Origin of the sequence: Burkholderia sp. HI2500, from assembly GCF_002223055.1 — a bacterium.
GTDB lineage: Bacteria > Pseudomonadota > Gammaproteobacteria > Burkholderiales > Burkholderiaceae > Burkholderia.
This window is the reverse complement of the sequence record NZ_NKFL01000004.1, coordinates 401,073-426,491: the sequence shown is the minus strand read 5'-3', so window position 1 is coordinate 426,491 and position 25,419 is coordinate 401,073. Positions and strand designations below refer to the sequence as shown.

Here is a 25,419-nt window from a genome sequence, read left to right as displayed (position 1 = left end):
CGGACTCATCGCCGCGCCGGTGGCGGCCCGAGGCCGCCCACGCTCAGAACGGCAGCTTGACGTCCGGCTTCGCGGCCGTCAGCACGCGGCGGAAATCCTCCTGGATGCGCTTGAGCCCCTCCTGCGTCTCCGACTCGAAACGCATCACGACGACCGGCGTCGTGTTCGACGAACGCGCGAGGCCGAAGCCGTCCGGGTACTCGACACGCAGGCCGTCGATCGTCACGACTTCCTCGGCGCCATCGAACTTCGCCTCTTTCTGCAGCTTGTCGATCAGGCGGAAGTTCTCGCCTTCGTCGAGCCACAGCTGCAGTTCGGGCGTGCTCATCGCGTCCGGCAGCCCGTTCAGCAGCGCGCTCGGATCGGCCGTCTTCGCGAGGATCTCGAGCAGGCGCGCGCCCGTGTAGAGACCGTCGTCGAAGCCGTACCAGCGATCCTTGAAGAACACGTGGCCGCTCATTTCACCGGCGAGGGGCGCACCCGTCTCGCGCAGCTTCGCCTTCACGAGCGAGTGGCCCGTCTTCCACATCAGCGGCTCGCCGCCCTTCGACTTCACCCATTGCGCGAGGTGGCGCGTGCACTTCACGTCGTAGATGATCTGCGCGCCCGGGTTGCGCGACAGCACTTCTTCCGCGAACAGCATCAGCTGGCGGTCCGGATAGATGATCTGGCCGTCCTTCGTGACGACGCCGAGGCGGTCGCCGTCGCCGTCGAACGCGAAGCCGATCTCGGCGTCGGTGTCCTTCAGCGCCTGGATCACGTCCTGCAGGTTTTCCGGATGGGCGGGATCCGGGTGGTGGTTCGGGAACGTGCCGTCGATGTCGGTGAAGCGCTCGACGAGCTCGCAGCCGAGCGCCTTGAACAGGCGCGTCGCCAGCGGGCCGGCCACGCCGTTGCCGGCGTCGACGACGAGCTTCATCGGGCGGGCCGGCTTGATGTCGCCGACGATGCGCGCGATGTATTGATCGGCCACGTCGAACTGTTCGTACGAGCCGTTGCCCGTCTCGAAACGCTCGTCGACGATGCGCTGGTACAGCGCCTGGATCTGCTCGCCGTAGATCGCGGCGCCGCGCAGCACCATCTTGAAGCCGTTGTAGTCGGGCGGGTTGTGGCTGCCCGTGACGACGATGCACGAATCGACGCGGCGCTCGCCGCCCTTCAGCGCGAGCGGGACGTTCGCCGCGAAATAGCCGACCGGCGTGGGCACCATGCCGACGTCGACGACGTCGACGCCCGCCGCACGCAGGCCGTCGGCCAGCGCGCCGACGAGGTCCGGCCCGGACAGGCGGCCGTCGCGCGCGACGACGACCGCATCGCCGCCCTGCGCACGCACTTCGCTGCCGAATGCCCGGCCGATCCCGCGCGCGGTGTCGTTGTCGAGCGTCTTGCCGACCACGCCACGAATGTCATATGCCTTGAAGATGGATTGGGAGATCATCGATTCTCTTCTCTCAGTTGCGTGCATGGAAAAATGTCTGGCTTGCCTGGCCGCCGCTCGCCGGTGCCGCGCATGATACATGCGGCCCGGCACGGCGTGAAACCGCTGGCGCGGAACGGCGGGAGCGACCCCGATCCCACTTATAATCGCGGGTTTTGATGACGCGCATACCGCCCATTTTAATGCCTAGCCGCCCCGTCGCCGCCAACCTGCAGCCCCCGGGCGCCCTGCCGGCCGCCTCGCGCGCACGCCGCTGCCGCGCATGCTGAAGCGCTTCGGCAACCCGGACGTCGCGAAGGCCGTCGCGAATCTCGTCTGGCTGGGGCTCGAACGGCTCACGCAGATCGGCGTCGCGATCGCGATCAGCGGCCTGCTGGCCCGTTATTTCGGGCCAGATGTGTTCGGCAAATGGCAGTATGCGAATACGCTCCTCCTCGTACTGGCGCCGCTCACCTGGGTGTGCGGCGCGGAAATCCTCGTCCCGACCATCGTCCAGCGCCCGCCCGCCCAGCTCGGCGCGGTGCTCGGCAGCGCATTCGCGCTGCGCATCGCCGTCTCCGTCGCCGCGCTCGTCGCGACCTGGATCGCGATCGCCGCGGGCGCCTTCGATCCGCTGGTCGGCGCGATGCTCGCGGGCCTCGCGGTCACGATGGTGTTCCGCGAGCCGCTCGTCGGCGTCATCAACGCGTGGCTGCAGAGCATGACCTACAGCAAGCCGCAGCTCGTCACCAGCATGGTCACCGCGCTGGTGAAGGCGCTGCTCGTCTGGCTGCTGGTCCGCGCGGCCGCGGGCCCCGCCCGCTTCGCGTGGCTGTGGGCGCTCGAAGCGGCCGCCATCGGCTTCGCGCTGCTGCTGTACTACCGGCATCGTAACGGCGGCGCGCTCGGCTGGACGTTCGACAAACCGCTGTTCAGGCACTTTGCAACGGCCGGCACCGTGTTCTGGCTCGGCCTCATCTGCATGTACCTGTTCCTGAAGCTCGACCGCCTGATGCTCGAGCGTCACGTCTCGTTCGCCGATCTCGGCCGCTACTCGGCCGCGCAGCAGCTCAACGAGAACTGGATCACGCTCGCGCTGATGCTCGCGCAGACGATCGCGCCCGCCTTCGTCTACCGCGTGCAGGACATCGCGCGGCTGCGCCGCAACATCGTCCGGCTGATCGCGATGACGGCCGGCCTGATGACGGCCGGCGCGCTCGTGCTCGACGCCGCCGCCCCGCTGATCGTCGGCAAGGTGTTCGGCCACGGCTACGAAGCCTCGGTCGACATCTTCCGCTGGGCGGTCTGGCTGTCGGTGCCCGCCGGCATCGAGGCGATAGGCAATCTTATCGTTCTCAAATATCAAGCAAAATTCGTGTTGCTGTCGAAATGGCTGCTCGCGCTCGCGATCGCGGCGCTCGTCAACCTGTTCGCGATCCCGCGGCTCGGCCTGTACGGCGCGCTCGTCGGGCTGGCGGCCGGCTACCTGGCCGCCGCCGCCGTCAATTTTTATTACATCCGTTTCAAGCTGCGACCATGACGTCCCCTGATTGCCCGACCCCGCTCGACGACGTGGCCGTGCTGATGCCGGCCTACAACGGGCACGACGACGTCGTTCGGACCCTCGCATCGTTTCGCGAGGACACGCCCGTGCACGTGCTGATCGTCGATGACGGCAGCGCGCCGCCGATCGTCGCGCCCGACCTGCCCGGCCTCATGATCGACGTGCTGCGCATGCCGCAGAACGGCGGCATCGAGCGTGCGCTCGCGGCCGGCATCGACGCGCTCGCCGCGCGCGGCTTCCGCTATGCCGCGCGCATCGACGCGGGCGATCTCGCCGCGCCGCAGCGCCTCGCGAAGGAGCGCGCGTATCTCGGCGCCCACCCGCGCGTGGCCTGCGTCGGCATGTGGACGCAAGTCGTGTCCCGCGCCGGCGAGCCGCGCTTCATGCTGACCCCGCCCGCGGATCCGCGCACGCTGCGCCGCACGCGCTTCCTGCGCTCGCCGCTCGTGCATCCGTCGGTGATGCTGCGCATCGACGCCGTGCGGGAAGTGGGGAACTATCGGGCGAAATACCGTGCGGCCGAGGATCTCGATCTTTTTTTACGGTTAATGCAACGCTACGATTGCGCGAACCTGCCGGAACTCGGCCTCTATTACGAATTGAACGAGGGCGGGATCAGTGCGACCAAGCGCCGGCGCCAGCTGGTGTCGACGCTCACGCTGCTGCTGAGCCACTTCAACGCGCTGAACCCGTACGACTGGGCCGGCCTCGCCAAGAACCTGCTGCATTTCGTGACGCCGTATCGCACGTTGCAGCGGATCAAGCAGACGCTGTTCGCCGCGCGGCCGTCCGCCTGACGCGCATCCGGCCCTTTCGGCAATTTCGACGCTTTATTTATTCTTTTTTTCATGTCCGTCACCTCCCCGCTGCGCATCGCGCTCGTCTGCAACACGGCCTGGGCGATCTACACGTATCGCCACGGGCTGATCCGTGCGCTCGTCGCGCGCGGCGCCGAGGTCATCGTCATTGCGCCGCACGACCGCACGGTGCCCTTGCTCGAGCAGATGGGCTGCCGCTACGTGGCGCTCGCGGTCGCCTCGAAAGGCACGAGCCCGCGCGAGGATCTCGGCACGCTCGCAGCACTGGTGCGTCACTACCGTGCGCTGAAGCCCGATCTCGTGTTCCATTACACGATCAAGCCGAACATCTACGGCTCGGTCGCCGCGTGGCTCGCGCGCGTGCCGTCGATCGCGGTGACGACCGGGCTCGGCTACGTTTTCATCCAGAAGAGCCGAGCGGCAAGCGTCGCGAAGCGCCTGTACCGGTTTGCGTTCCGCTTCCCGCGTGAAGTGTGGTTCCTGAACCGCGACGATCTCGCGACCTTCACCGACGAACAGTTGCTTGCGCATCCCGATCGCGCGCGGCTGCTGCACGGCGAAGGCGTCGATCTCGAACAGTTCGCGCCCGTGCCGCTGCCCGCCGGCGACGCGCCCGTCTTCATCCTGATCGGGCGGCTGCTGTGGGACAAGGGCGTGCGCGAATACGTGGAGGCCGCGCGCATCGTGCGCGCGCGCTTCCCGAACGCGCGCTTCCAACTGCTCGGGCCGCTCGGCGTCGACAATCCAAGCGCGATCGGCCGCGCGGATGTCGATGCGTGGGCCGGCGAAGGCGTGATCGAGTATCTCGGCGAAGCGCACGACGTGCGCCCGCATATCGCGGCGGCCGACTGCGTCGTGCTGCCGTCGTACCGCGAAGGCGTGCCGCGCACGCTGATGGAAGCGTCGGCGATGGGCCGCCCGATCGTCGCGACCGACGTGCCGGGCTGCCGCGACGTCGTCGCCGACGGCGACACGGGCTTCCTGTGCCGCGTGCGCGACAGCGCGAGCCTCGCGGAGCAACTGAATCGCATGATCGCGCTCGGACCGGAAGGCCGGGCAGCGATGGGCGCACGCGGCCGGCAAAAGGTTGCGGCGGAGTTCGACGAGCAACAGGTCGTCGAGCGCTATCGGGAGACCATCCATTCGTTGACCGGATTCACACTCTGAAGGAGCGCATCTGCAATGACCGCTAAAGGCACCATCCTCGTCACCGGCGGCGCGGGCTACATCGGCTCGCACACGGCCGTCGAGCTGCTCGACAACGGCTACGACGTCGTGATCGTCGACAACCTCGTCAACAGCAAGGCCGAATCCGTGCGCCGCATCGAGCGGATCACGGGCAAGACGCCCGCGTTCCATCAGGTCGACGTGTGCGACGAAGCCGCGCTCGCCAAGGTATTCGATGCACACCCGATCACCGGCACGATCCATTTCGCGGCGCTCAAGGCCGTCGGCGAATCGGTCGCGAAGCCGCTCGAGTACTACCAGAACAACATCGGCGGCCTGCTCGCCGTGCTCAAGGTGATGCGCGAGCGCAACGTCAGGCAGTTCGTGTTCAGCTCGTCCGCGACCGTATACGGCGTGCCCGAGCGCTCGCCGATCGACGAATCGTTCCCGCTGTCCGCGACGAACCCGTATGGCCAGTCGAAGCTGATCGCCGAGCAGATCCTGCGCGATCTCGAAGTCTCGGACCCGACGTGGCGGATCGCGACGCTGCGCTACTTCAACCCGGTCGGCGCGCACGCGAGCGGGCTGATCGGCGAGGATCCGGCCGGCATCCCGAACAACCTGATGCCGTACGTCGCACAGGTTGCGGTCGGCAAGCTGGAAAAGCTGCGCGTGTTCGGCTCCGACTACCCGACGCCGGACGGCACCGGCGTGCGCGACTACATCCACGTCGTCGATCTCGCGAAGGGGCACATCGCCGCGCTCGACGCGCTCGCGAAGCGCGACGCGAGCTTCGTCGTGAACCTCGGCACGGGCCAGGGCTACAGCGTGCTGGAAGTCGTGCGTGCGTTCGAGAAGGCATCGGGCCGCCCGGTGCCGTACGAGCTCGTCGCGCGCCGCCCGGGAGACATCGCCGAGTGCTACGCGAACCCGCAGGCCGCGGCCGACATCATCGGCTGGCGCGCAACGCTCGGCATCGAAGAAATGTGTGCCGACCACTGGCGATGGCAGGAGGGCAACCCGCGCGGTTTTGTATAATCCGCTGTCCATTTTTCGAGCGATCCCATGCTCAGCTTCGCGTCCGGCTTCATCGTCTCCCTGCTCGTCACGCTGTTCATCGTGCGCTATGCGCACCTTCACGAGAAATTCTCGATCGACAGCGACCTGGCCGGCGTGCAGAAATTCCACGTGCGGCCCGTGCCGCGGGTCGGGGGCATCGGGATCCTCGCGGGCGTCGTCATTGCCGCGCTGATCCTGTCCCGGCGCTATCCGACGATCGCCGGCAGCATTCTCGGGATCGTTGCCTGCGGAATGCCGGCGTTCCTGTCAGGCCTCGTCGAGGATCTGACCAAGCGCGTGTCGCCGCGCGCGCGGCTGCTCTGCACGATGGGTGCGGCCGCGCTGGCGTTCTGGCTGCTGGGCATCGCGGTCAAGCGCATCAGCGTGCCGCCGCTCGACTTCCTGCTCGGCTACGTGGTCATTTCGGCGTTCATCACGGTGCTGGCGGTCGCGGCGCTCGCGAACGCGATCAACATCATCGACGGCTTCAACGGGCTCGCGTCGATGGTCAGCTTCATGATGTTCGCATCGCTCGCGTATGTCGCGTTCCATGTGAACGATCCGGTCGTGATGTCCGCTTCGATCATCATGATGGGCGCCGTGCTCGGCTTCTTCCTGTGGAATTTCCCGGCCGGGCTGATCTTCCTCGGCGACGGCGGCGCGTATTTCATCGGCTTTATGCTCGCCGAACTCGCGATCATGCTCGTGATGCGCAACCGCGAGGTGTCCGCGTGGTACCCGGTGCTGCTGTTCATGTACCCGATCTTCGAGACCTGCTTTTCGATCTACCGGAAGAAGTTCATCCGCGGGATGTCGCCCGGGATTCCGGACGGCGTGCACCTGCACATGCTCGTGTACAAGCGGCTGATGCGCTGGGCCGTCGGCACGAAGCACGCGCACGACCTGACGCGCCGCAATTCGCTGACGTCGCCGTACCTGTGGCTGCTGTGCCTCGTCGCGGTGATACCCGCGACGCTGTTCTGGCGGCACACGGTGCACCTGTTCGTGTTCGTCGTGCTGTTCGCGCTGACTTACGTGTGGTTGTACCTCAGCATCGTGCGGTTCCGCGCGCCGAGGTGGATGGTGGTGCGCAAGCACCGGCCCAGTCGCTGAGCCGTTCTCGGCCCGGCATGAAAAAAGCGCCCCGCGGGGCGCTTTTTTCGTCTTGCGGCTCTGTTCACTACCCGGGACGGTATCACCCGTTCGATGCGGCACGCACCGACGGGACACTCTGCAACACGGGAGCTACGGCCGTCTGGTATTCCGGCACCCAGCGCCGCAGGTCGCGCCGCACTTCGTCATCGGGCAGCACACGATGCTGCATCAGCCACGGCAGCAGCTCGTCGAGGAAATTGTCCGGCACTTCCCGCGCACGCGCGATCCGCAGCTTCGGATGCGGCGTGCGCGTCGTCGCCTCGTCGTCCGCCAGCAACTCCTCGTAGAGCTTCTCGCCGGGCCGCAGCCCGGTGAACTCGATCCGGATCTGCTCTTCCGAGAAACCGTACAGGCGGATCAGGTCGCACGCCAGATCGACGATCTTCACCGGCTCGCCCATGTCGAGAATGAAGATCTCGCCGCCATGCCCCATGCTCGACGCCTGCAGCACCAGCTGCGACGCTTCCGGAATCGTCATGAAGAAGCGCGTGATCTCCGGGTGCGTGACCGTGACCGGGCCGCCCTTCGCGATCTGCTGCTGGAACTTCGGGATCACACTGCCCGCGCTGCCGAGCACGTTACCGAAGCGCACCGTCTCGAACTGCGTGCGCCCGCTCGTCTGCTGCAACGCCTGGCAGGCCATTTCGGCCAAGCGCTTGCTCGCGCCCATCACGTTGGTCGGATTGACGGCCTTGTCGGTCGAGATCAGCACGAAGTGACGCACATCGTGGCGGATCGCCGCGCGGGCCACGCGATAGGTGCCGAGCACATTGTTGCGCAACGCCTGCCACGCGTTGTGCTCCTCCATCAGCGGCACGTGCTTGTAGGCGGCCGCGTGGAACACGATGTGCGGCGCATGACGCGACATCACCTGGTCGAGCAGCAGCGAATCCTTCGCATCGCCGATGATCGGCACGACCGGGAGATCCGGGAAGCGCTCGTGCAACTCCTCGGTCAGCCGGTACATCGCATACTCGGACAGGTCGAACGCGACGAGTTGCGCGGGCGCGAAGCGCAGGATCTGCCGGCAGAGCTCGGAGCCGATCGACCCGCCCGCGCCGGTCACCATCACGACGCGGCCGCGCAGCAGCGCCTCGACGTGCGGCGTGTCGATCGTCACGGCATCGCGGCCGAGCAGATCCTCGAGATCGATGTTTCGCACCTGCGACAGGAAGCCCTGCCCTGGCATCAGCGCGGTCAGCGACGGCAGCACCATCGCCTTCACGCCGGCCCGCACGCACAGCGTCGCGACGCGACGCTGCGTCTCGACGGACGCCGATGGAATCGCGATGATCGCGTATTCGACCTTCATTGCGTCGGTCCAGTGCTTGAGGTCGTTGAACGAGCCCAGCACCTTGTGGCCGTAGATTTCGCGGCCCTGTTTTACGACGTCGTCGTCGAGCAGGCCGACGAGGCGCCATTCGCCGGAACGCGACAGTTCGCGCGCGAGGCTCGCGCCGGCCGTACCGGCACCGAGCACCAGCACCGGCTTGCCCTTCCCGACGAGCCCGCCGTACAGGTAATACTCCTTCGTCGCGCGATACAGCGCGCGTGCGCCGCCCATCGCGAGGAACAGCATCAGGGGCGACACGAGCAGCACCGAGCGCGGAATGATTGGCTGCGGCTGGAACATCACGGCGCCGATCATCACGATCACACCGCCGCCGACCACCGCCTTCGCGATACGCATCAGGTCGGGCAGGCTCGCGAACACCCACAGCCCGCGATACAGGCCGAACCCGCGAAACATCAGCGCGTAGACGGGCAGCACCCACGTGAGCGCCATCAGCGCACCGCTCAGGAAATCATGCGGAACGCTGCCATTGAAACGAACGAGATAAGCGAACAGCCACGCGGCGATGACCGCCGTCAGGTCGAACAGGAAAGCACTCAGCGACAGCCACGATGCTTTGGATCGCAACATCGGCAGGAAACCTCAAGAGTTGTTTTCGGCGGCTGCCTGGAACCGGCGCCAACGCATGTCGATCAACCATCCGAAGCATGCCAGGACGCCGTACCAAGCGAAGAACGACAGCCACTGCTGCAGTTCGGGGCGGCCCTTTGCCCACACGGCGAGAATTATGCCCGCGAGCATGATGAGGTACCAATATAGAGCGGTCCGACCGTGACTGACGCCCGATCGAACCATCCTTTGATAATAGTGCTCACGGTGCGCTTGCCAGAACTTTTCTCCGCGTAACAGACGTCTCAAAAGTGTTACAGATGCGTCAACGATAAAGGGAGCGAACACCATCGCGGGAAACCAGATCGGCCAGGCGTTGGTACGCCAGCCCCAGTAGCCCAGCGCGCCAGCCAGGAATCCGAGCGGAATCGAGCCGGCATCGCCGAGAAACAGCCGTGCCGGATGAAAGTTGAGCAGCAGGAAACCCAACGCCGCACCGGCAACCGCCGCGCCAGCCACGACAAGATCGGGCGACGCATGGACGCCATCGAGCGCCGCGACCGCGTATCCGCCGAAGCCGAACAGCGCCATGCCGCCCGCAAGGCCGTCGGCGCCATCCATGAAGTTGTACAGGTTCGTCAGCCAGACCATCGCGAAACCCACGCCGGCGAGCAGCCACCAAGGCGCGTCGGCCGGAAACACGACGATCAGCGCGACGACTGCCGCAAGGTGCGCCGAGAACCGCACGCGGGCCGGCAGCCCGCGCCGGTCGTCGATCTGCGACATGGCGGCCAGCCCTGCGGCGGCGGCGGCAATCAGCCACAGTCGCGGCGTGAGCGCCAGCAATGCGACAACGCACACCGGCACGATGCCCCATCCGCCGACGCGTGGGGTCGGCAGCGTATGGAGCGAACGGTCGTTCGGAATATCGGTTGCGAGGCGCCAGGCCAGGCCGGTGGCAAGCAACGTACGAAGAATCGTCGTCGAAGCGAGTGCGGCGGCCAGGGCCACCGCAGCTGCGGTGAGCCAGGTGGGGTTCGCGAGAAGCATGTGGCCTTATTTTCGTGTATCGCGCGAACGATACCATGCGGCGGTCGCTTCGAGGCCCTGGCGGGTCGTATAGGGCGGCTGCCAGTCGAGCACGCGCCTGATCCGGCCCGTGTCGAGCTGCAGGCTGCCCGTCAGGCGATCGACGGCCGCACTGCGGCCGGTCAGCTTGCCAGCCACGCGCAGCAGGGCCGGCGGCACCGCAAGCAGGCGTGCCGGCTTGCCGAGCGCATCGCCGACGAGGCGCAACAGGTCCGCGACCGACGGCGCGTCGTCGTCGGCAACATGGAAGCATTCGCCGGCCGCGCGCGGATCGATGGCGCAGTGCAGCAGCGCGTCGGCAAGGTTTTCGACGAATACGATGCTGCGCCGCGCCGACACGGCTCCGAGCGGCAACGGCATCCCACGCGCGACCGCGTCCAGCATCCTCAGGAAATTGGCACGGACGGTCGGCCCGTAGACGAGCGGCGGTCGCACGACGACAACGTCGAGCCCTGCCGACGCACCGAACTGCACGAGTTGCCGCTCCGCGCGCAGTTTCGAACGGCCGTAAGCATCCTGCGGATCGGGTTCGGTCGCTTCCGACAATGGCACACCACCGTCGCCCTCGCCGACCGCCTTGATGCTGCTCGCGAACACGACGCGGCGTACGCCGTGATTGCGTGCCGCCTGCGCGAGACGCAAGGTACCAGCGACGTTAGTGGCGTCGAACGCGGCATCGGGGTCGGGCGACTCGTCGCGCATCACGTGCACGCGGGCGGCGAGATGGATCACGCAATCGGCGGCCAGACCTTCCGGCCAGCCTTCGTCCAGGCCGTCGAAATCGGCGGTGGCGTGCACCCACTCGTGCACGCCGTCGATGCAGCCACCGGGGCGCCGTACCAGTGCGGTCACCGTATGCCCGGCTGCCAGCGCGCGGCGGCAGACTGCCCGGCCGACGAAACCATTCGCGCCGGTGATGACGAGATGAGTCATCGCCATCTCCGGCCTTGCGGGCTGACGGCTCGGCGAAGCGGTGTGCAACCTCGGATGGCGCACGCAGGCAACGCCTGCCAATGCGCACGACTAACCGCGCACGACCGGCACGGGGGAACTGCAAGGGGGACGAAAACGAACACGTCAGGATCTCGAAGACAGGGAGAAGGCCGATCGCTGGCGCCGTCATCGATCGGCGCCGCCCGGCTGGCATCCGGGGGCATATCGTGCCTGCGCGGCCATTGTAACCTTGCCGCCGCGCCACAACCAAACCGGGGCCGCCCGTCTCGCGCGGTAGCGCGCAAAGCGGACGGGCCTTCCTTCAGGCCAGCAACGCACCGATGCGGTCAACGAGCGGCGCAATCATCCGCTCCCATCCGTGCTCGCGCTCGACGAAGGCGCGCGCGTGCTCAGCCATCTCGACCGCCGCGGGCTCGTCGGCGACGAGCCGCTCGATACGACTGACGAATTCTCCCGGCGTATCGGCGATCAGCAGATCCCGGCCACTTTCCGCGCCCAAGCCCTCGTACCCGAGCGACGTGGTGACGACAGGCAACCCGAGCGCCATGTACTCGAGAATCTTGTTCTGCACGCCGGCGCCGATGCGCATCGGGCACACGCCGATCGCGCCGTCGGCCGCGGCCTGCGCGACTGACTCGACCCGGCCGGTCACGTCGACGCCGTCGTACGCGCGAAACTGCTCGGCCAGCGCGGGGGCGATGGACCCCACGATCCGGAAGCGATAGTCGGCACGCTTGCGCAGCAACGGCAGCACCGCTTCGGCGAAAAAGTGGCACATGTCCTGGTTCTGGACGGTGCGCATGTCGCCGATGAAAACCAGGATGCGGCTCGCCATGCTGCGTGCGGTATACGGCAAGTTCGACAGATCAACGCCGTTCGAGCACACCATCACCTTCCCGGCGGACGCGCCGGGAAACAGGTAATCGCGGTCGGTCCTGGAAACCAGCACCGACAGGTCGAAATCGTCGACGATCGTGCGCTCGTAGTCGAGCAGGCGCCTCGCCTCGATGCCGAACACGCGCGACTTCAACCCGCGCGCTTTCTTCAACTGCTTCACGCGGCTGTAGTTGAGCGAGATCGCATCGGTCATTTCCAGGATGCGCGGCTTGTCCGACCGGCGGACATACTCCGCGCAGCGCACGAGATGCACGAATGCGCCGTCGTGCGACGGCAGCAATCGCGATACGGCCGCCGCAAATGCGCGACTCCGGTAGTACGCCACCTGCAGCGGCGTGCGCGTGGGCAGCGCGAGCAGCGTGTTGATGTAGGATCGCCGACGGGACAGCAAGACCCGTTCGACCCGGTCGAACACGCCATCGTCGGGTAACGCGGCGTGCATCTCTTCGTCGCTCTCGCACAGACTCAGCAGCGTCAGCGAGTAATGGCGGGACAATACGCGGCAGAGGTGATAGATCCGCAGCTTGTCGCCGCCGATTACCGGATACGGAAACCGGGGCGTCAGCACCAGCAGCTTCTTCCTGTTCTGGCTCATGACAGACGCGCCCAGAAATCCTGAATCGAAGGACGAACGGCCGATGCTGAGAAGGTGCGTGCGCGGTCCATCCCGGCACCGGCCGCCACGTCGAATCGCGTGCTGTCGTCCCACACCCTGCGGATCTGTTCCGCCATGTCTTCCACCGAATAGGGATCGAACTGCAGGCCGCACTCACCAGCGATCTCGGGCATCGACGTCGTGTTGCTGCACGCGACGGGCGTACCCGAGGCCATCGCCTCCAGCAACGGAATTCCGAACCCTTCGAACAACGACGCAAAAATGAATGCGCGGGCTCGGCGGTAATGCTCGCGCAACTCCTCCCGCGACACATAGCCAAGCAGTTCGACGACGCCCGTCAGCCCGAGTGCGTCCGCCCGTGCGAGGAAATGGGTGTGATGGTCGGACTTGATCCCTGCGATCCTCAGCCGTGCATCGTCACCGAGTGCGGGGCGCGCCACGGCAAAGGCCTGTAACAGCCGATCGACGTTCTTGCTCGGCGCCTCCCCCGCGACCGTGAACAAGTAAGGCTCGCGCGCAACCTGACTCACCGGCGGCGCGAACCAGTCATCCGCAATCATGCACGGAATGACGGGGACGTCCGCCTCACGCAACCCGAACCGCTCCATCAGCTCCCGCTGCGTGAACCGAGAGATCGTCAACACGGCGTCGGCCCGACGCACGAGCCTCGGCACCACCTGGCGACGATAGATGCGCCCGGCGGTCTGATACAGCGATCGCGCCGGCGGCAGCACATTCCAGGGCTTCAGGTAGATCAGGTCATGGACGACCGCGACGATCCGCGTGTTGCCGGTGGATTGCAACGGCCCCGTGTTGTACGGACACAGCAAATAGTCGAGCTTCTGTTCACGGCACCGGCGCGGCAACTCGACCTGCTCCCACCATGGGAAGAAGCCGCGCCCTGCGCTGACGCACGGCCAGTCGTCCGCATGCACGCCGCTGGGACCGAGGCCCAGCACCGACGCGCTGACCGGCTCCACCAGTTGTCGCGCGTAGCGCCCCATGCCGCGGTAATTGCCCACCATCCAGGTGATATCCACCCCCAACTTCACGCGACGCTCCTCGAAGCGAATTGACTCATGAATAACGCGTCCCGCGCAGAACGGCTTCGTACACGGCCACCGTCTTCTCGGCGCATGCCGACCAGTTCAGTTCCCGCGCACGCGCGAGTCCGGCTCCGCGGAGCATATCGGCCTTGCCCTCCTGCTCGACGATCATTCTCATGCCGTCCGCTATCTCGTCGGTACGAGACGGATCGACCAGAATCGCCGCATCGCCCGCGACTTCGGGAACGGATGTCGTGCTGGACGCCACGACCGGCAATCCCGACGCGAAGGCTTCCACGACAGGCAGCCCGAAACCTTCGCACAGCGACGCGAACACGAGCGCGCTGGCCGACTGCATCAGCGCGCGCACGTCGTGATCGGGCAGATACTGGAGCCAGCGAACGTTGCCGTCACCGCCCGCGCCCAAACGCGCGACGAGTTGCTCGCAGCCCCACCCGGCGCGTCCGACGATGACCAGCGGTATCGCACGGCGCAGGTCCGCCGGCAAGCCCGCGTGCGCGTCGAGTACCCGCTCGAGATTCTTCCGCGGTTGCAGCGTCCCCACACACAGGAAGAATTGCGCCGGCAAGCCAAGCCGCTTCAGTACTTCGGCGCGCTCGGCCTGATCGATCCGTTCGAAGAAACGAGGATGCACGCCCAGCGGAACGACGGAAATCCGTTCCGGCGCGATGCCGAAATGCTCGACGATTTCCCGCTTCGAATAATCGGAAATCGTGATCACATGATCAGCCCAGGTTCCCGAGCGGCGCAGTAACCAGCGGCGCAGCGCCGCCAGTCGGATCGTCGTCCATTCCGGATGCGACAGCGGAATTGCGTCCATCAGCGTCGCGATGACCGGTGCCGAAGACAGTTTGGGAATCAGGTGATCCGTCGCATGGAACACGTCCACGCTTTCTGCGCGCAGCGCCCTTTCGTCGATGGACGTCCAGGGTGTCACCGCGCCCAGCACCGTCGCGACCTCATGCCGACCGAGATTGACCGGCGGCCGAGCCCCCGGAAACACATCGTTGCCGACAACCGCACCGAAGCCCGCGGGAACGAGGCCGATCCCGCCCCGCGCCAGCAGCGCCCGCCCCAATTCGCGCGTATACGAACCGATGCCGTCAACACCGCCATGCGCACTGCTCCGGGCAAGCGCAGTCGTGCCGAAACCTACCTTCACCCACGCCCTCCGCCAAACATCCAGCGCAGCGTGCTTTCCAGCGGAATATCCTCGAGCGGCCCGACTGCGGCCTGCAACCGCGTGCCGTCGCCCTGCAATCGGCGCACTTCATTCGCGCGCACGAAAGCCGGATTGACGCGCACCTCGATCGAGTAGCCGGCGATCTGCTCCATCAGTGCGATCACCGACTTCAACGACACCGCCCGGCCGGAGCAGACGTTGAACACGCCGCCGGCAGGCGCGAGTTGCAGCAGGCGCCGGTACGCGTCCACCACGCGGCGCACATCGGAAAAATCGCGCTCGACATCGATGTTGCCGAGCTCGATCACGCGCTCGCCGCGCTGGAAATGGCCGACGATCTTCGGCAGCAGGAACTGCGGCGACTGGCCGACGCCCGTGTAGTTGAACGGGCGTGCAACGACGATCGGCAGTTTGTCGTGCCAGAGGCGCGCCATGTACTCCATCGCCAGCTTGCTGACCGCGTAGTCGTTCGCCGGATTCGGCTCGACGGATTCATCGATGACCTCGACCGCCGCGTTGCCATAGATGTTGGCGCTGCTGGCGAGCAAAACCGCTTTCGGACGGCTTTCCTGGTTAGCAAGCGCCTCCAGCAGGTTGCGCGTGCCGACCACGTTCGTGCGATAGATCGCGTCGGCATCACCGTGCGCGACGAACGCGATCGCGGCGAGATGCGCGACCACGTCCGGCCGTACGTCGGCGACGACTTTCGCCAGTTCCGCGCGGTCGCACAGATCCACCCGATACATGTCGGACCCGATCGCTTCGGCACCGTGCGCGGTGCCGAATACACGATAGCCAGCCGCCCTCAGCGACTGCGCCAGATAGTCGCCGGTAAAGCCGCCGAGCCCCGTGACCAGCGCGCGCGGCACGTCAGAACGAGAAGCCGAGTTCATTGCGTCGCAGATCCGCTTCAACCATCATCGCGCACAGCTGCTCGAGCGTTGTCTTCGGCTCCCAGCCCAGCTTCTGCTTCGCCTTCTCCGGATTGCCGATCAGCAGGTCGACCTCGGCCGGGCGATGGAACTTCGGATTGACGCGAACCACCGTCTTGCCGGTTGCGACATCGACGGCGATCTCGTTCACATCGCTGCCCTTGAATTCGAGGTCGACGCCGGTCGCCTTGAATGCCATGCGCACGAAGTCGCGCACGGTTTCGGTACGGTTCGTGGCCAGCACGAACGTATCCGGTTCGTCGGCCTGCAGCATGCGCCACATACCTTCGACATATTCCTTCGCAAAGCCCCAGTCGCGCTTCGCGTCCATGTTGCCCAGTTCGAGCACGTCGAGCTGGCCGAGCTTGATCTTGGCGACGGAATCGGTGATCTTGCGCGTGACGAATTCGCGGCCGCGCAGCGGCGATTCGTGATTGAACAGGATCCCGCTGCAACCAAAGATGTCGTAGCTCTCGCGGTAGTTCACCGTGATCCAGTGCGCATACAGCTTCGCCACGCCATACGGGCTGCGCGGATAGAACGGCGTCGATTCGATCTGCGGAATCGCCTGCACCTTGCCGAACATTTCGGACGTGCTTGCCTGGTAGAAGCGAACCTTCGGATTGACGATGCGGATCGCCTCGAGCAGGTTCAGCGGACCGACGCCGGTGATCTCGGCGGTCGTGACCGGCTGGTCGAACGACACGCCGACGAAGCTCTGCGCCGCGAGGTTGTACACCTCGGTCGCGCCGGTCGTCTGCAGCAGGCGAATGCTCGCCGACAGGTCGGTCAGGTCGTATTCGACCAGGTGCAGGTTCGGATGCTTGGCGATGCCCAGCTCTTCGATACGCCAGAAATTCACCGAGCTGGTGCGACGATAGGTACCGTAAACGGTGTAGCCCTTGTCGAGCAGGAGTTCGGCGAGATAGGCGCCGTCCTGGCCGGTGATGCCGGTGATGATGACTGTCTTCATAGTGATGCTCTTTCCTTACGAAAGTGATGCGCTTTTTGTAAAAAGCTTCGCCAGGTCGCGAGAACTTTGGGCCCAGGTCAAATAAGCCATGCCTTCGGACGAAGGCGCCTGCCCCCTGCTTTCAAGTTCCAGCCAGGCGTTGATTTCAACGGCCAGATCCTGCCCGGTCTCACTGGAGAAATAATAGGCGTGATCTCCCGCGACTTCCCGAAACACGGGGATATCCCGGGCAATGATGGAAATCCCGTGTTGAGCCGCCTCGATCAGCGGAAGGCCGAAGCCCTCTCCGTATGAGCCGGCGATCAAGCACGACGATGCGGCGTAAAGCGCTTCCAGATATTCGTCGCTGATACCCTCCAGCCAGAACAGGCGCCGGCCGAGTTCCGGATGCCTCTTCAGCCGCGGGACCAGATCCCCTACCAACCAGCCTTGCTTGCCCACCAGGACAAGGTTGACCTGCCGATTTTCCTGCCACAGCCGTTCGAATGCATCCAGGATCTGCGCATGCCCCTTGCGAGGCTCCAGCGTCCCGACCATCAGGAAGGACGGTGATTTCTTCAGCGTCGCCAGCAAGTTCCCGGCATCGGCAGGAAGCCCCGTCGATGCGACGGAATTTTGAATATCCGCACCCAGGTGGAACCAGTCGATCGCGAAGCGGGCTGCGCGCTCCGGCGCATGTTGCGCCATCCATCGAGCCAGATCGCCCGCGACGGCCTCCGAAATGCAGAACGCACCGTCGCTCTCCGCGACGACGTCCAGCCACTTGGCGAAATTCTCGGCAACGCCGGGACCGAAATATTGGGGCAGGAAAATACACAGCAGGTCGTACACGACAAACTTGACCTGCACGCCCTGGTGCCGGAGCTTCTGGTAGAACGCCCGCTGCGCAGGCACGAGCTCTGGCGCGAGGTCCAGGCCGAGAAAGATGTCGCCGGGCCCGTAATCGACAGGCGCGTCATGCAGCCACGCGTCTTCGAAACCCATCAGCTCGGCGGTGAATCGGCGGGCATAAGTATACGACTGCGCCGCCGTCGCATAAACCGGCTCCACCCTGAACCCGGCGGGGGGATGCTCCAGCCATTCCTTGACAAGACTCCTCACCACCCGCTGGATGCCACTTTTCGCATCGTGTTGAGCGAGCTCGGAGATATCCACCAGCAGTTGCCGCTTCGCATTGCGCGGCACGACGTTCCGGGCCATGGCCGCCGCGGCCTGCTGCAACTGGTTGTCCTCGGCTGTGCCGGCCTCTGCGACGACTGCGCGCGCCAGTATCGCGGGATGCGCCAACCCTGCAACATGGAAGCGCTCGATTGCATCGCGATACGCTTGCGCACACAGATCCGGAGCGTGGCGGCTCACGATGAGCTCCCGCGCGGTACGACCCAGTTTCGTCCGCAACTCGGTATCGGTGCGCAAGGTTTCCAGCGCCTCGACGAGTTGCGGCTCGGTAAATGCGTCTGGCAGTTTCCATACGGCGTCGTCGTCAAGGTCGGCCATGCTGCCATTCGCGTTGACGATGACGGCCTTGCCGTAATTCATGCAATCCAGCACAGTGCCGGACGTTTCACCTCTGGACAGGGTTCGCAACTGCACACCGACGTCGGCAGCCGCGAGATACTGGCGGAAAATCGAAATATCCGCCCAGCCCGTGATCCGCACGTTGGCGGTCGAACCGAGCTCGCGGATCAGGCGCGACACGTCCTGCCCGTATTGCCCCGGATTGTTCTCGCCGACAAACACCAGATGACAGGTCGCGTCCTTTGCCAGACACGATGCAGCCCATGCCTTCAGCAATTGCAGGTTCAGCTTCATCGGCCCCAGCAATCCGAACGCACAGACCAGATAGTCGCTTTCCGCAATACCGAGTGCGGCGCGCGCGCCAGCCCGGTCGAGGTCGACATCGTTGTCTCGCATGTGGGGAATTTCGACCCAGTCGCCAAGGTCGCCGCCATACCAGCGCATGGCCTGGCGCTTCGAATTCCCGGAATGGACGATCAGGCCCAGGCTCTTCTGAATCACCTCCAGGCTGCACGGATACTTCCAGACGACATCCGCCGGATCCGCTTTTTGATGGCGCTCGGCCAGGCTGGCGTAGCCGTGGCCCTCATACAACGCCTGCGACAGGCCACCCGGCCGCCATCCCTGGCCGTCCATTTCCGCAACGATGCCCGACAGGAAAAAGTCATGCAGGACCACCACTCCGGGAATGACATCCAGAAGCGGAAACATGTAGCGATGGAAGGACGAATTGCCGAAGTGATAGACCACACGGTCATACAAGCCGGCATGGTCAAGGAACCACTGAGCAGACCTTACCATCACGCCATCGAACTGCGGATTCCCGGCGGTATCCGGATCGACGATGACATCGATATCGTAGAAATGCGCAAGCTCAGGCAGCAGTTCGGCACTGTAGTCCGCTATGCCGGTGCGAGCAGGCGGCAGCGGAGAAACATAGGCGAGCTTCGGGCGCCGCGACTCCTGTCGATGCGCGGGCTGCTTGCCCCGAACATGCCACTGCTCCATGGCTGCAATGGTGCGGCGTGCGCTTTCATCCCACGAGAAGCGGCGCGACTGCTCTTTCCCGTGCCGAATCAATGCTTCGCGGAACGGCGCATCGGTCAGACCGCGACGTATTGCGTCGGCAATCGCCGCGTCGGAATGCGGATCGAACAATGCATCATCCCAACCGATGACTTCCGGCAAGCTGGACGTGTTGGCGCCGATGACGGGCGCCCCGCAGCGCATCGCCTCCAATGCGGGCAAACCGAAACCCTCGTGCCACGACGGGAACACAAACAGCGTGCACAGGTTGTAGAAATACAGCAAATCCTCGTCCGGCACGAAGCCTGTCAGCACCACCTCACCCTGGCTCAGGCCATGCTGCTGTGCCAAGCGCTCGAGTTCCTGCCGATTCGCGGGCTGCACCGAGCACACGATCGCCAATTGGTGATCACGTCGTACCGCTTCAGGCAAAAGCGCATAGGCCCGAATCAGGCCTTCGACGTTCTTGCGGTGATCGATGCCGCCGGTGTACAGGACAAACGGTTTCGTCAGCCCGTATTGCTTGCGCAACGTCGCTTCCCGTTCCGGGGAAACGTCGATGGACTGGAATGCATCGTCTGCGTCGGTGCCGATGTTGATCGAGCAGTCTGCGGGCAGCCCCAGGTACTTGATGCCCTCTTGACGCGAGGACTCCGAAATACCCAGCCACAAATCAGCCCGGCGCAAATGGTCGACCTTCTCCAGATACCAGGACTTGATGACCGGATTGTTCAGGTACGGATCGGGGTTGATATACGGAATCAGGTCGTAAAGCGTGACCGCGACCGGAATATCGTGCTGCAGTCGATGGACGCTCGTGACCGCATCGTCGCCAAGCCCCTCGAACAAACTCGTGACATAGATGAAATCCGGCTTCAATGTACACAGGAACGACTCGAATCCCAGTTCCGCCGCATGCCGCCGCCAATCGTTCGATTTTTCAACGTGCGAAACAGGGGCTGCGGCGTGCCAGACCCGAATGTTCTCGAGCGGCAGCACATGTGAAAACGCCTCGCGAATGGGCTCAATGGTCTCGGGAAACAGGTCGCTCAGCGCCAGAAAGATCTCGTGCTCTCCGCGATTGCGCACCAGGCCTTTTGCAATCGCCTGGGTGTAACGGCCGATGCCTCGATTGCGCGAACCGGTGCTCTGCGCACCTTGCATATCGATGACGATCCGCATTACGCCCCCTCCTTCTTGCTGTAGCTCTTCGCTGCAAATGCCAATGCAGCATGAATTTGTTGCGCGCGCGGACTCAGACTCTCCGGCGGCACGTCGGGTCGTGCGGAATAGGGACGCACCGTCCCGGAAACAACGGGAATCAGCCGTTGCTTGAGACCGGGAAAACGGTTGAGCACGGAAACGGCGAACCGCCTGAACGAAGGGTGCTCGTCGCCGAATCGTGCAGTCTGCTGAATGACGCGCTTGAGTCCGGCCTTGAAAACCGTCTTCCCTTGCCCCTTCAGCACGAGCGCGACGATCCGAAGCGGGCGGGTGATTTTCCACGACGTGCTGTGATACATCGCATGCAGTTGCGCATTCGCCTGATGCATCATGGCCTCGGCCTGTTCGAGGCGTGCCTGCAATTCGAGTACCTGGCGCTCGACATGCTGGCGCTCTCCGTCCACCAGTTGGTTTCGCTCCTCGACCAGTTGGTTTCGCTCCTCGACCAGTTGGCTGCGCTCGTCGACAAGCTGGCGTCGCTCGTCAGCCAGCCGGTTTCGCTCTTCGACGCGCTGATAGCGCTCCTCTGCGAACTTCAACTGCTCGGTCACCGTCTGCAGCCGGTCGACCAGCTCGCTCCACCGCTCTGCGGAAAGCCGCAGCGCCTCCTCCGCACGCTCCACCCTCGCGTCGACATGAGAAAGATTCGAGGCCAGCCGTGTTTCGTAGCGATCCGCAAGGACATCGATCGTCAGGCCGTAATCGGCATCGAATGCCGCGTCGAACGCGCCTTGCGCCGAACTGGCCGCCTTCTGCGCAACGATCGCGTAATCGGGACTCACGCTACCGAGGATGTTCAGGAGGTGAACCTTCGTTTTCGCGTCGCGCAATACCTCGGGCTCCTGAAGACGCACGACCTTGACGCGATCGAACCCAGCGTGTTCGGCAACGAACGAGAGCAGCATCGGAGGCACCGGCTTCTGGTGCGACGGATCGATATAGAAGTTGCACGTCGCCACAGCGATGTTTTCCGGATTGGGCGTCTCGAGAATGAGCAGGCCACCGGGCTTCAACACGCGCAGCGCTTCGCTCACGAGCGTCTTCAATTGCTCGAAGCTCACGTGTTCGACGACGTGAAAAGCCGAGATCAGCGCATGGCTGTCCGAGTCAAGCGTCGCGAGATGCTCGATCGCGTCGCCCTTCGATACCGGTAGATTTCGCTCACGGCACGCTTCAAGCATTTCGTCGTCGAGATCCACACCCGACGCGACAAAACCGGCTTCGATCATCAGTTCCAGCCACTCGCCGCGACCGCACCCGACATCGAACGTCATCGCGCCGGGGTGCAACGCCGCCAGCGGCTGAAAGAACGCCGCGTACTTCGCCAGCCGGCTTTTGATCAGATCTCGCGACCCGCGATGCCGGTCCTCGAACGCACGATAAAAACTGTCCACTACGGCAAACTCCTCACCGTCGTCGGCAGCCACGCCACACCGACGAAATCATCCATCTTTATGTTCACGACGTTGAACACCAGCGCGTGATCGCGCCACTGGTAGTTATTTGCAAGATGCGCATCGCCCGTATGCAGTGCAACGGCAACCGAGTAGCTGCCCACGCCGATGTTCGCCGTGAATTCGAAAAGCAATTCCACTATCTGGCCTTCGGCAAGATCGACCAGCACCTGCTTCAGGTGATAGGTGTTCGTTCCGAACACCGTTTGCCCGAGCCTGTCCTTGATCATGTACCCGACGACCAATTCGGGAATCGCCTTGACGCATTTGACCTTGACGCGCAACGCGACTGGCTGCGCGACGCCGATGATCTCGACGGGCTGGCCTGACCGATCGAGCAGCGTAACCTCGTCGATCAGTGCCTCGCCGGTTCCGGAAACGGTCTGCACCGCACCACTGTCCAGCTTTTCCTGCCTGACCTCACTGTTCTCACGATCGGCCAGCATCGCGTTGTAGTAGTCCATGACCGCTTCGGGCGGCCCCTCCATCTCCAGCCGCCCCGCATTCAGCAGGATCGCGCGGTCGCAGATTGCCTGAATCGCGGCTTTGTCGTGCGCAACGATCAACAGCGTCGTGCCCTTCTTGCCGAACTCGCGGATGCGGTCGAAGCTCTTGTGCTGAAAATACGCATCGCCGACCGATAGCGCTTCGTCGACGATCAACACGTCGGGCCGTCGAGCCGTCGCGACGCTGAACGCGAGACGCATCTGCATGCCGCTGGAGTACACGCGCACCGGCTGATCGATGTATTCGCCGATTTCGGCAAACGCTTCGATCTCGGGCATCATCGCGGTCAGTTCGTCGACGCTGTAGCCCAGCAACTGACCGGCCATCATCACGTTCTGGCGCCCGGTGAAGTCCGGATGAAACCCCATCCCGAGCTCCAGCAGTGCAGCGACGCGCCCGGTCATCGACACGCTGCCAACAGTCGGCTGCGTGGTCCCGACGATCATTTTCAGCAGCGTGCTCTTGCCCGCGCCGTTGATGCCGATGATGCCGATCGCCTCGCCGGCGCGCACCGAAAAATTCACGTCGCGCAGCACCCAGTGCAGCTTGTGATGCTCCTTGCGACGCGGGTCCATCCACTCGACGAGACGTGACCAGCGTGTCGGGTACTGCTTGTAGGCCTTGCCCAGATTGGTAACGGTAATGGTGCCCATCAGAGTTCATCCACCATTTCGCCCGCATGCTTGCGGAACAGGCCCAGGCCAAAAAGACACAGGACGATACCCAACACGGCCGGCAGCCAGAGCGCCTGCCAGTCCGGCCATACGCGCTGCACCAGTACGACCTGGAACGACTGGATCACCGGCGCCATCGGATTGAATCGCATCGCGGACTTCACGCTATCCGGCAGAATGTTGACCGAATAGACGATCGGCGTCAGCCAGAACCAGAAATTCAGCACGATTCCGAAGAACTGCCCGACATCACGGAAAAATACATTCAGCACGCCCAGCGTGACGCCAAGGCCGATCGCGAACAGCGTCATCACCAGCAGCACCGGAAAAATCGCGAGATACGAAATGCCGGGGAAATTCCCGGTGATCACCAGGAATGCAGTGAACAGCGCGAAGACGATCACGAAACTGACCAGCGCGTTGGCGACCACGATCACCGGCAGACACAGCCGCGGAAAGCTCAGCTTTTTCAGCAGGTTGGCGTTGTCGATGAAAGCAGTCTGCCCTCGGCTGACGACTTCCACGAACATGGCCCATGGCAGAACGCCGGCGCACAGGTGAACGCTGTACGCGAAGGTGCTGTCCACGCCGGGCAACCGGGCATGCATGACACGCGAGAAGATCACCGTATAAACGACGATCATCGCAAGCGGATTGAGGACGGTCCATGCTGCGCCCAGCAGGGAATTACGGTACTTGGACTGAAATTCCCGCTTGACGCTTCCCAGGATGAAGCCGCGATAGGCCCACAGGGCTCTCAGCATGCCCAGCATCAAGCCCGCCCGTATACATCTTGGAAACGAACGATGTCGTCCTCTCCCAGATACTCGCCGCTCTGCACCTCGATCATCACCAGGTCCAGCACACCCGGATTCTCGAGGCGGTGCTTGTGCCCCGCAGGAATATAGGTGGACTCGTTGGTCCGGACGAAAATCTCCTGATCGCCGTTGACGACCTTGGCCATCCCGCTCACGACGATCCAGTGCTCGCTGCGATGGTGGTGCATCTGAAGGCTCAGGCTCGCACCCGGCTTGACTTCGATCCGCTTGATCTTGAACCGCGGCCCCTCTTCCAGCACCGTGTAGGTACCCCACGGGCGGCTCACGGTGCGGTGCAGCTTGTACGCGTCGTGATTACGTTTCTTCAGCCGGGCGACCACCTGCTTCACATCCTGCGCGCGGTCAGGATGGGCGACCAGCAATGCGTCCGGTGTATCGATGATCATCAGGTCGGCCACGCCGACCGACGCCACGACGCGATCCTGCGTCTGCACGTACATGTTGCGGCTATCGACGAAGATCGCATCGCCGACGGCCCGATTGCTGTCCTGGTCAGGCTCGACCAGGTCGCGCACCGCGCCCCACGAGCCGATGTCGCTCCAACCGAAGCTGGCGGGCACCACCGCCACGTTCGACGAGCGCTCCATCACTGCATAGTCGATCGAGATGTCGGGCATCTTCTCGAACGATTCGGCGGGAATCTCGAGCATTTGCGTCGACGTCTTGTTGGCTTCCTGCAGCGCCGCCCAGCATGCTTCGGCGGCAGCGGCGACGTCCGGCGCATGACGCGCCATCTCGTCGAGAATGACGCCGGCCTTGAAACAGAACATGCCCGAGTTCCACAGGTAGTTGCCCGCTGCCAGGTACTCCGCCGCCTTCGCTGCATCCGGCTTCTCGACGAAGCGCAGCGCCGCTCGGCCGGCTCCGACAGGCTCGCCTGCCTCGATATAGCCGAAGCCGGTATCCGGGCTCGTCGGCACGATGCCGAACGTCACCAGCCGGCCCTGCTTCGCCAGTTCGGCTGCGCTCGCGACAGCGGCCACGAAACCCTTCTGGTCCTGCACCAGGTGATCGGCCGCGAGCACCAGCATCAGTGCGTCGCGCCCGTATTTTTCAGCGACATGATGCGCTGCCATTGCCACGGCGGGCGCCGTGTTGCGACCGGCCGGCTCGAGCATGAACACGCCGGGCCGCTGTTCGCCGAGCGCCGCGCTCACGAACTCGTCCTTGCTCATGAAGTAGTAGTCGCGGTTGGTGACCGTCAGCAATTCTCCGCCCTGGGCGTCGTCACCGCCGCCGACCGCCGCGGCAGCGCGACGGTAGGTTTTCAGCAGCAGACTCTCGCCATCGGCGAGCTTCATGAACGGTTTGGGATGCCCTTCGCGAGAGACGGGCCAAAGTCGCGTACCGGCACCACCGGACAGGATGACGGGGATTAACATC

19 protein-coding genes are annotated in these 25,419 nt (G+C 64.4%); 5 read left to right on the top strand and 14 right to left on the bottom strand.

From position 1 onward, the window contains the following. Nucleotides 1–43 precede the first annotated feature (43 nt). Nucleotides 44–1,438: a phosphomannomutase/phosphoglucomutase gene (locus CFB45_RS04450; RefSeq protein WP_089424683.1), complete on the bottom strand. Its 1,395-nt coding sequence runs from the start codon at nucleotides 1,436–1,438 to the stop codon at nucleotides 44–46. Nucleotides 1,439–1,700: 262 nt separating this feature from the next. Between CFB45_RS04450 and CFB45_RS04440 the strand changes: the two genes are divergently transcribed. The 5 genes from CFB45_RS04440 to CFB45_RS04420 are packed head-to-tail and all read left to right on the top strand — an operon-like array spanning nucleotide 1,701 to nucleotide 7,138. After that, nucleotides 1,701–2,957, top strand: a complete 1,257-nt coding sequence (locus CFB45_RS04440; protein WP_089424682.1) for a lipopolysaccharide biosynthesis protein — start codon at nucleotides 1,701–1,703, stop codon at nucleotides 2,955–2,957. Next, a complete protein-coding gene (locus CFB45_RS04435; protein WP_089424681.1) occupies nucleotides 2,954–3,778 on the top strand; it encodes a glycosyltransferase in 825 nt (274 codons plus the stop codon). The genes CFB45_RS04440 and CFB45_RS04435 overlap by 4 nt, the downstream gene beginning before the upstream one ends. A 51-nt stretch (nucleotides 3,779–3,829) precedes the next feature. Then, nucleotides 3,830–4,966, top strand: a complete 1,137-nt coding sequence (locus tag CFB45_RS04430) for a glycosyltransferase family 4 protein (protein WP_089424680.1) — start codon at nucleotides 3,830–3,832, stop codon at nucleotides 4,964–4,966. A 15-nt stretch (nucleotides 4,967–4,981) separates the two neighbouring features. Next, nucleotides 4,982–6,004, top strand: a complete 1,023-nt coding sequence (galE, locus tag CFB45_RS04425; RefSeq protein ID WP_089424679.1) for a UDP-glucose 4-epimerase GalE — start codon at nucleotides 4,982–4,984, stop codon at nucleotides 6,002–6,004. 27 nt (nucleotides 6,005–6,031) lie between these two features. Continuing rightward, nucleotides 6,032–7,138, top strand: coding sequence for an MraY family glycosyltransferase (locus CFB45_RS04420; RefSeq protein WP_089424678.1), 1,107 nt, complete (start codon nucleotides 6,032–6,034; stop codon nucleotides 7,136–7,138). A gap of 82 nt (nucleotides 7,139–7,220) precedes the next feature. Here the strand turns inward: CFB45_RS04420 and CFB45_RS04415 are convergent, their stop codons facing one another. The 13 genes from CFB45_RS04415 to CFB45_RS04355 all read right to left on the bottom strand — a co-directional run bounded on the left by CFB45_RS04415 (nucleotide 7,221) and on the right by CFB45_RS04355 (nucleotide 25,418). Continuing rightward, nucleotides 7,221–9,104 (bottom strand): polysaccharide biosynthesis protein, encoded by a 1,884-nt coding sequence (locus CFB45_RS04415; protein WP_089424677.1) that lies wholly within the window; start codon nucleotides 9,102–9,104, stop codon nucleotides 7,221–7,223. Nucleotides 9,105–9,116: 12 nt separating this feature from the next. Next, nucleotides 9,117–10,133, bottom strand: coding sequence for an MraY family glycosyltransferase (locus CFB45_RS04410; protein WP_089424676.1), 1,017 nt, complete (start codon nucleotides 10,131–10,133; stop codon nucleotides 9,117–9,119). Between the two features lie 6 nt (nucleotides 10,134–10,139). Further along, nucleotides 10,140–11,105 carry a UDP-glucose 4-epimerase family protein gene (locus CFB45_RS04405; protein WP_089425859.1) on the bottom strand — a complete coding sequence of 322 codons (966 nt, stop codon included), beginning with the start codon at nucleotides 11,103–11,105 and terminating at the stop codon, nucleotides 10,140–10,142. A gap of 322 nt (nucleotides 11,106–11,427) precedes the next feature. Continuing rightward, the gene (locus tag CFB45_RS04400) at nucleotides 11,428–12,618 is read right to left on the bottom strand and encodes a glycosyltransferase (RefSeq protein WP_089424675.1); all 1,191 of its coding nucleotides are present in this window, start codon (nucleotides 12,616–12,618) and stop codon (nucleotides 11,428–11,430) included. Further along, entirely contained in the window at nucleotides 12,615–13,691 is a 1,077-nt protein-coding gene (locus tag CFB45_RS04395) for a glycosyltransferase family 4 protein (protein WP_089424674.1), read from the bottom strand. Before CFB45_RS04395 ends, CFB45_RS04400 begins: the two co-directional genes overlap by 4 nt. 25 nt (nucleotides 13,692–13,716) lie before the next feature. Further along, the gene (locus CFB45_RS04390; RefSeq protein WP_089424673.1) at nucleotides 13,717–14,868 is read right to left on the bottom strand and encodes a glycosyltransferase family 4 protein; all 1,152 of its coding nucleotides are present in this window, start codon (nucleotides 14,866–14,868) and stop codon (nucleotides 13,717–13,719) included. Further along, complete coding sequence (locus CFB45_RS04385; protein ID WP_089424672.1) at nucleotides 14,865–15,782, bottom strand: NAD-dependent epimerase/dehydratase family protein; 918 nt, start codon at nucleotides 15,780–15,782, stop codon at nucleotides 14,865–14,867. Before CFB45_RS04385 ends, CFB45_RS04390 begins: the two co-directional genes overlap by 4 nt. Further along, nucleotides 15,760–16,794 (bottom strand): GDP-mannose 4,6-dehydratase, encoded by a 1,035-nt coding sequence (gmd, locus tag CFB45_RS04380; protein ID WP_089424671.1) that lies wholly within the window; start codon nucleotides 16,792–16,794, stop codon nucleotides 15,760–15,762. The genes CFB45_RS04385 and gmd overlap by 23 nt, the downstream gene beginning before the upstream one ends. Nucleotides 16,795–16,809: 15 nt before the next feature. Continuing rightward, nucleotides 16,810–20,520 carry a glycosyltransferase gene (locus CFB45_RS04375; protein ID WP_089424670.1) on the bottom strand — a complete coding sequence of 1,237 codons (3,711 nt, stop codon included), beginning with the start codon at nucleotides 20,518–20,520 and terminating at the stop codon, nucleotides 16,810–16,812. Further along, nucleotides 20,520–21,989, bottom strand: a complete 1,470-nt coding sequence (locus CFB45_RS04370; protein WP_254600199.1) for a methyltransferase domain-containing protein — start codon at nucleotides 21,987–21,989, stop codon at nucleotides 20,520–20,522. The genes CFB45_RS04375 and CFB45_RS04370 overlap by 1 nt, the downstream gene beginning before the upstream one ends. Next, nucleotides 21,956–23,176 (bottom strand): ABC transporter ATP-binding protein, encoded by a 1,221-nt coding sequence (locus tag CFB45_RS04365; RefSeq protein ID WP_089424668.1) that lies wholly within the window; start codon nucleotides 23,174–23,176, stop codon nucleotides 21,956–21,958. The genes CFB45_RS04370 and CFB45_RS04365 overlap by 34 nt, the downstream gene beginning before the upstream one ends. Next, on the bottom strand, nucleotides 23,176–23,970 hold the full coding sequence (locus CFB45_RS04360) for an ABC transporter permease (protein ID WP_089424667.1): 795 nt from the start codon (nucleotides 23,968–23,970) through the stop codon (nucleotides 23,176–23,178). The genes CFB45_RS04365 and CFB45_RS04360 overlap by 1 nt, the downstream gene beginning before the upstream one ends. Beyond that, the gene (locus tag CFB45_RS04355; protein WP_089424666.1) at nucleotides 23,970–25,418 is read right to left on the bottom strand and encodes a mannose-1-phosphate guanylyltransferase/mannose-6-phosphate isomerase; all 1,449 of its coding nucleotides are present in this window, start codon (nucleotides 25,416–25,418) and stop codon (nucleotides 23,970–23,972) included. Before CFB45_RS04355 ends, CFB45_RS04360 begins: the two co-directional genes overlap by 1 nt. Nucleotide 25,419: the final 1 nt, after the last annotated feature.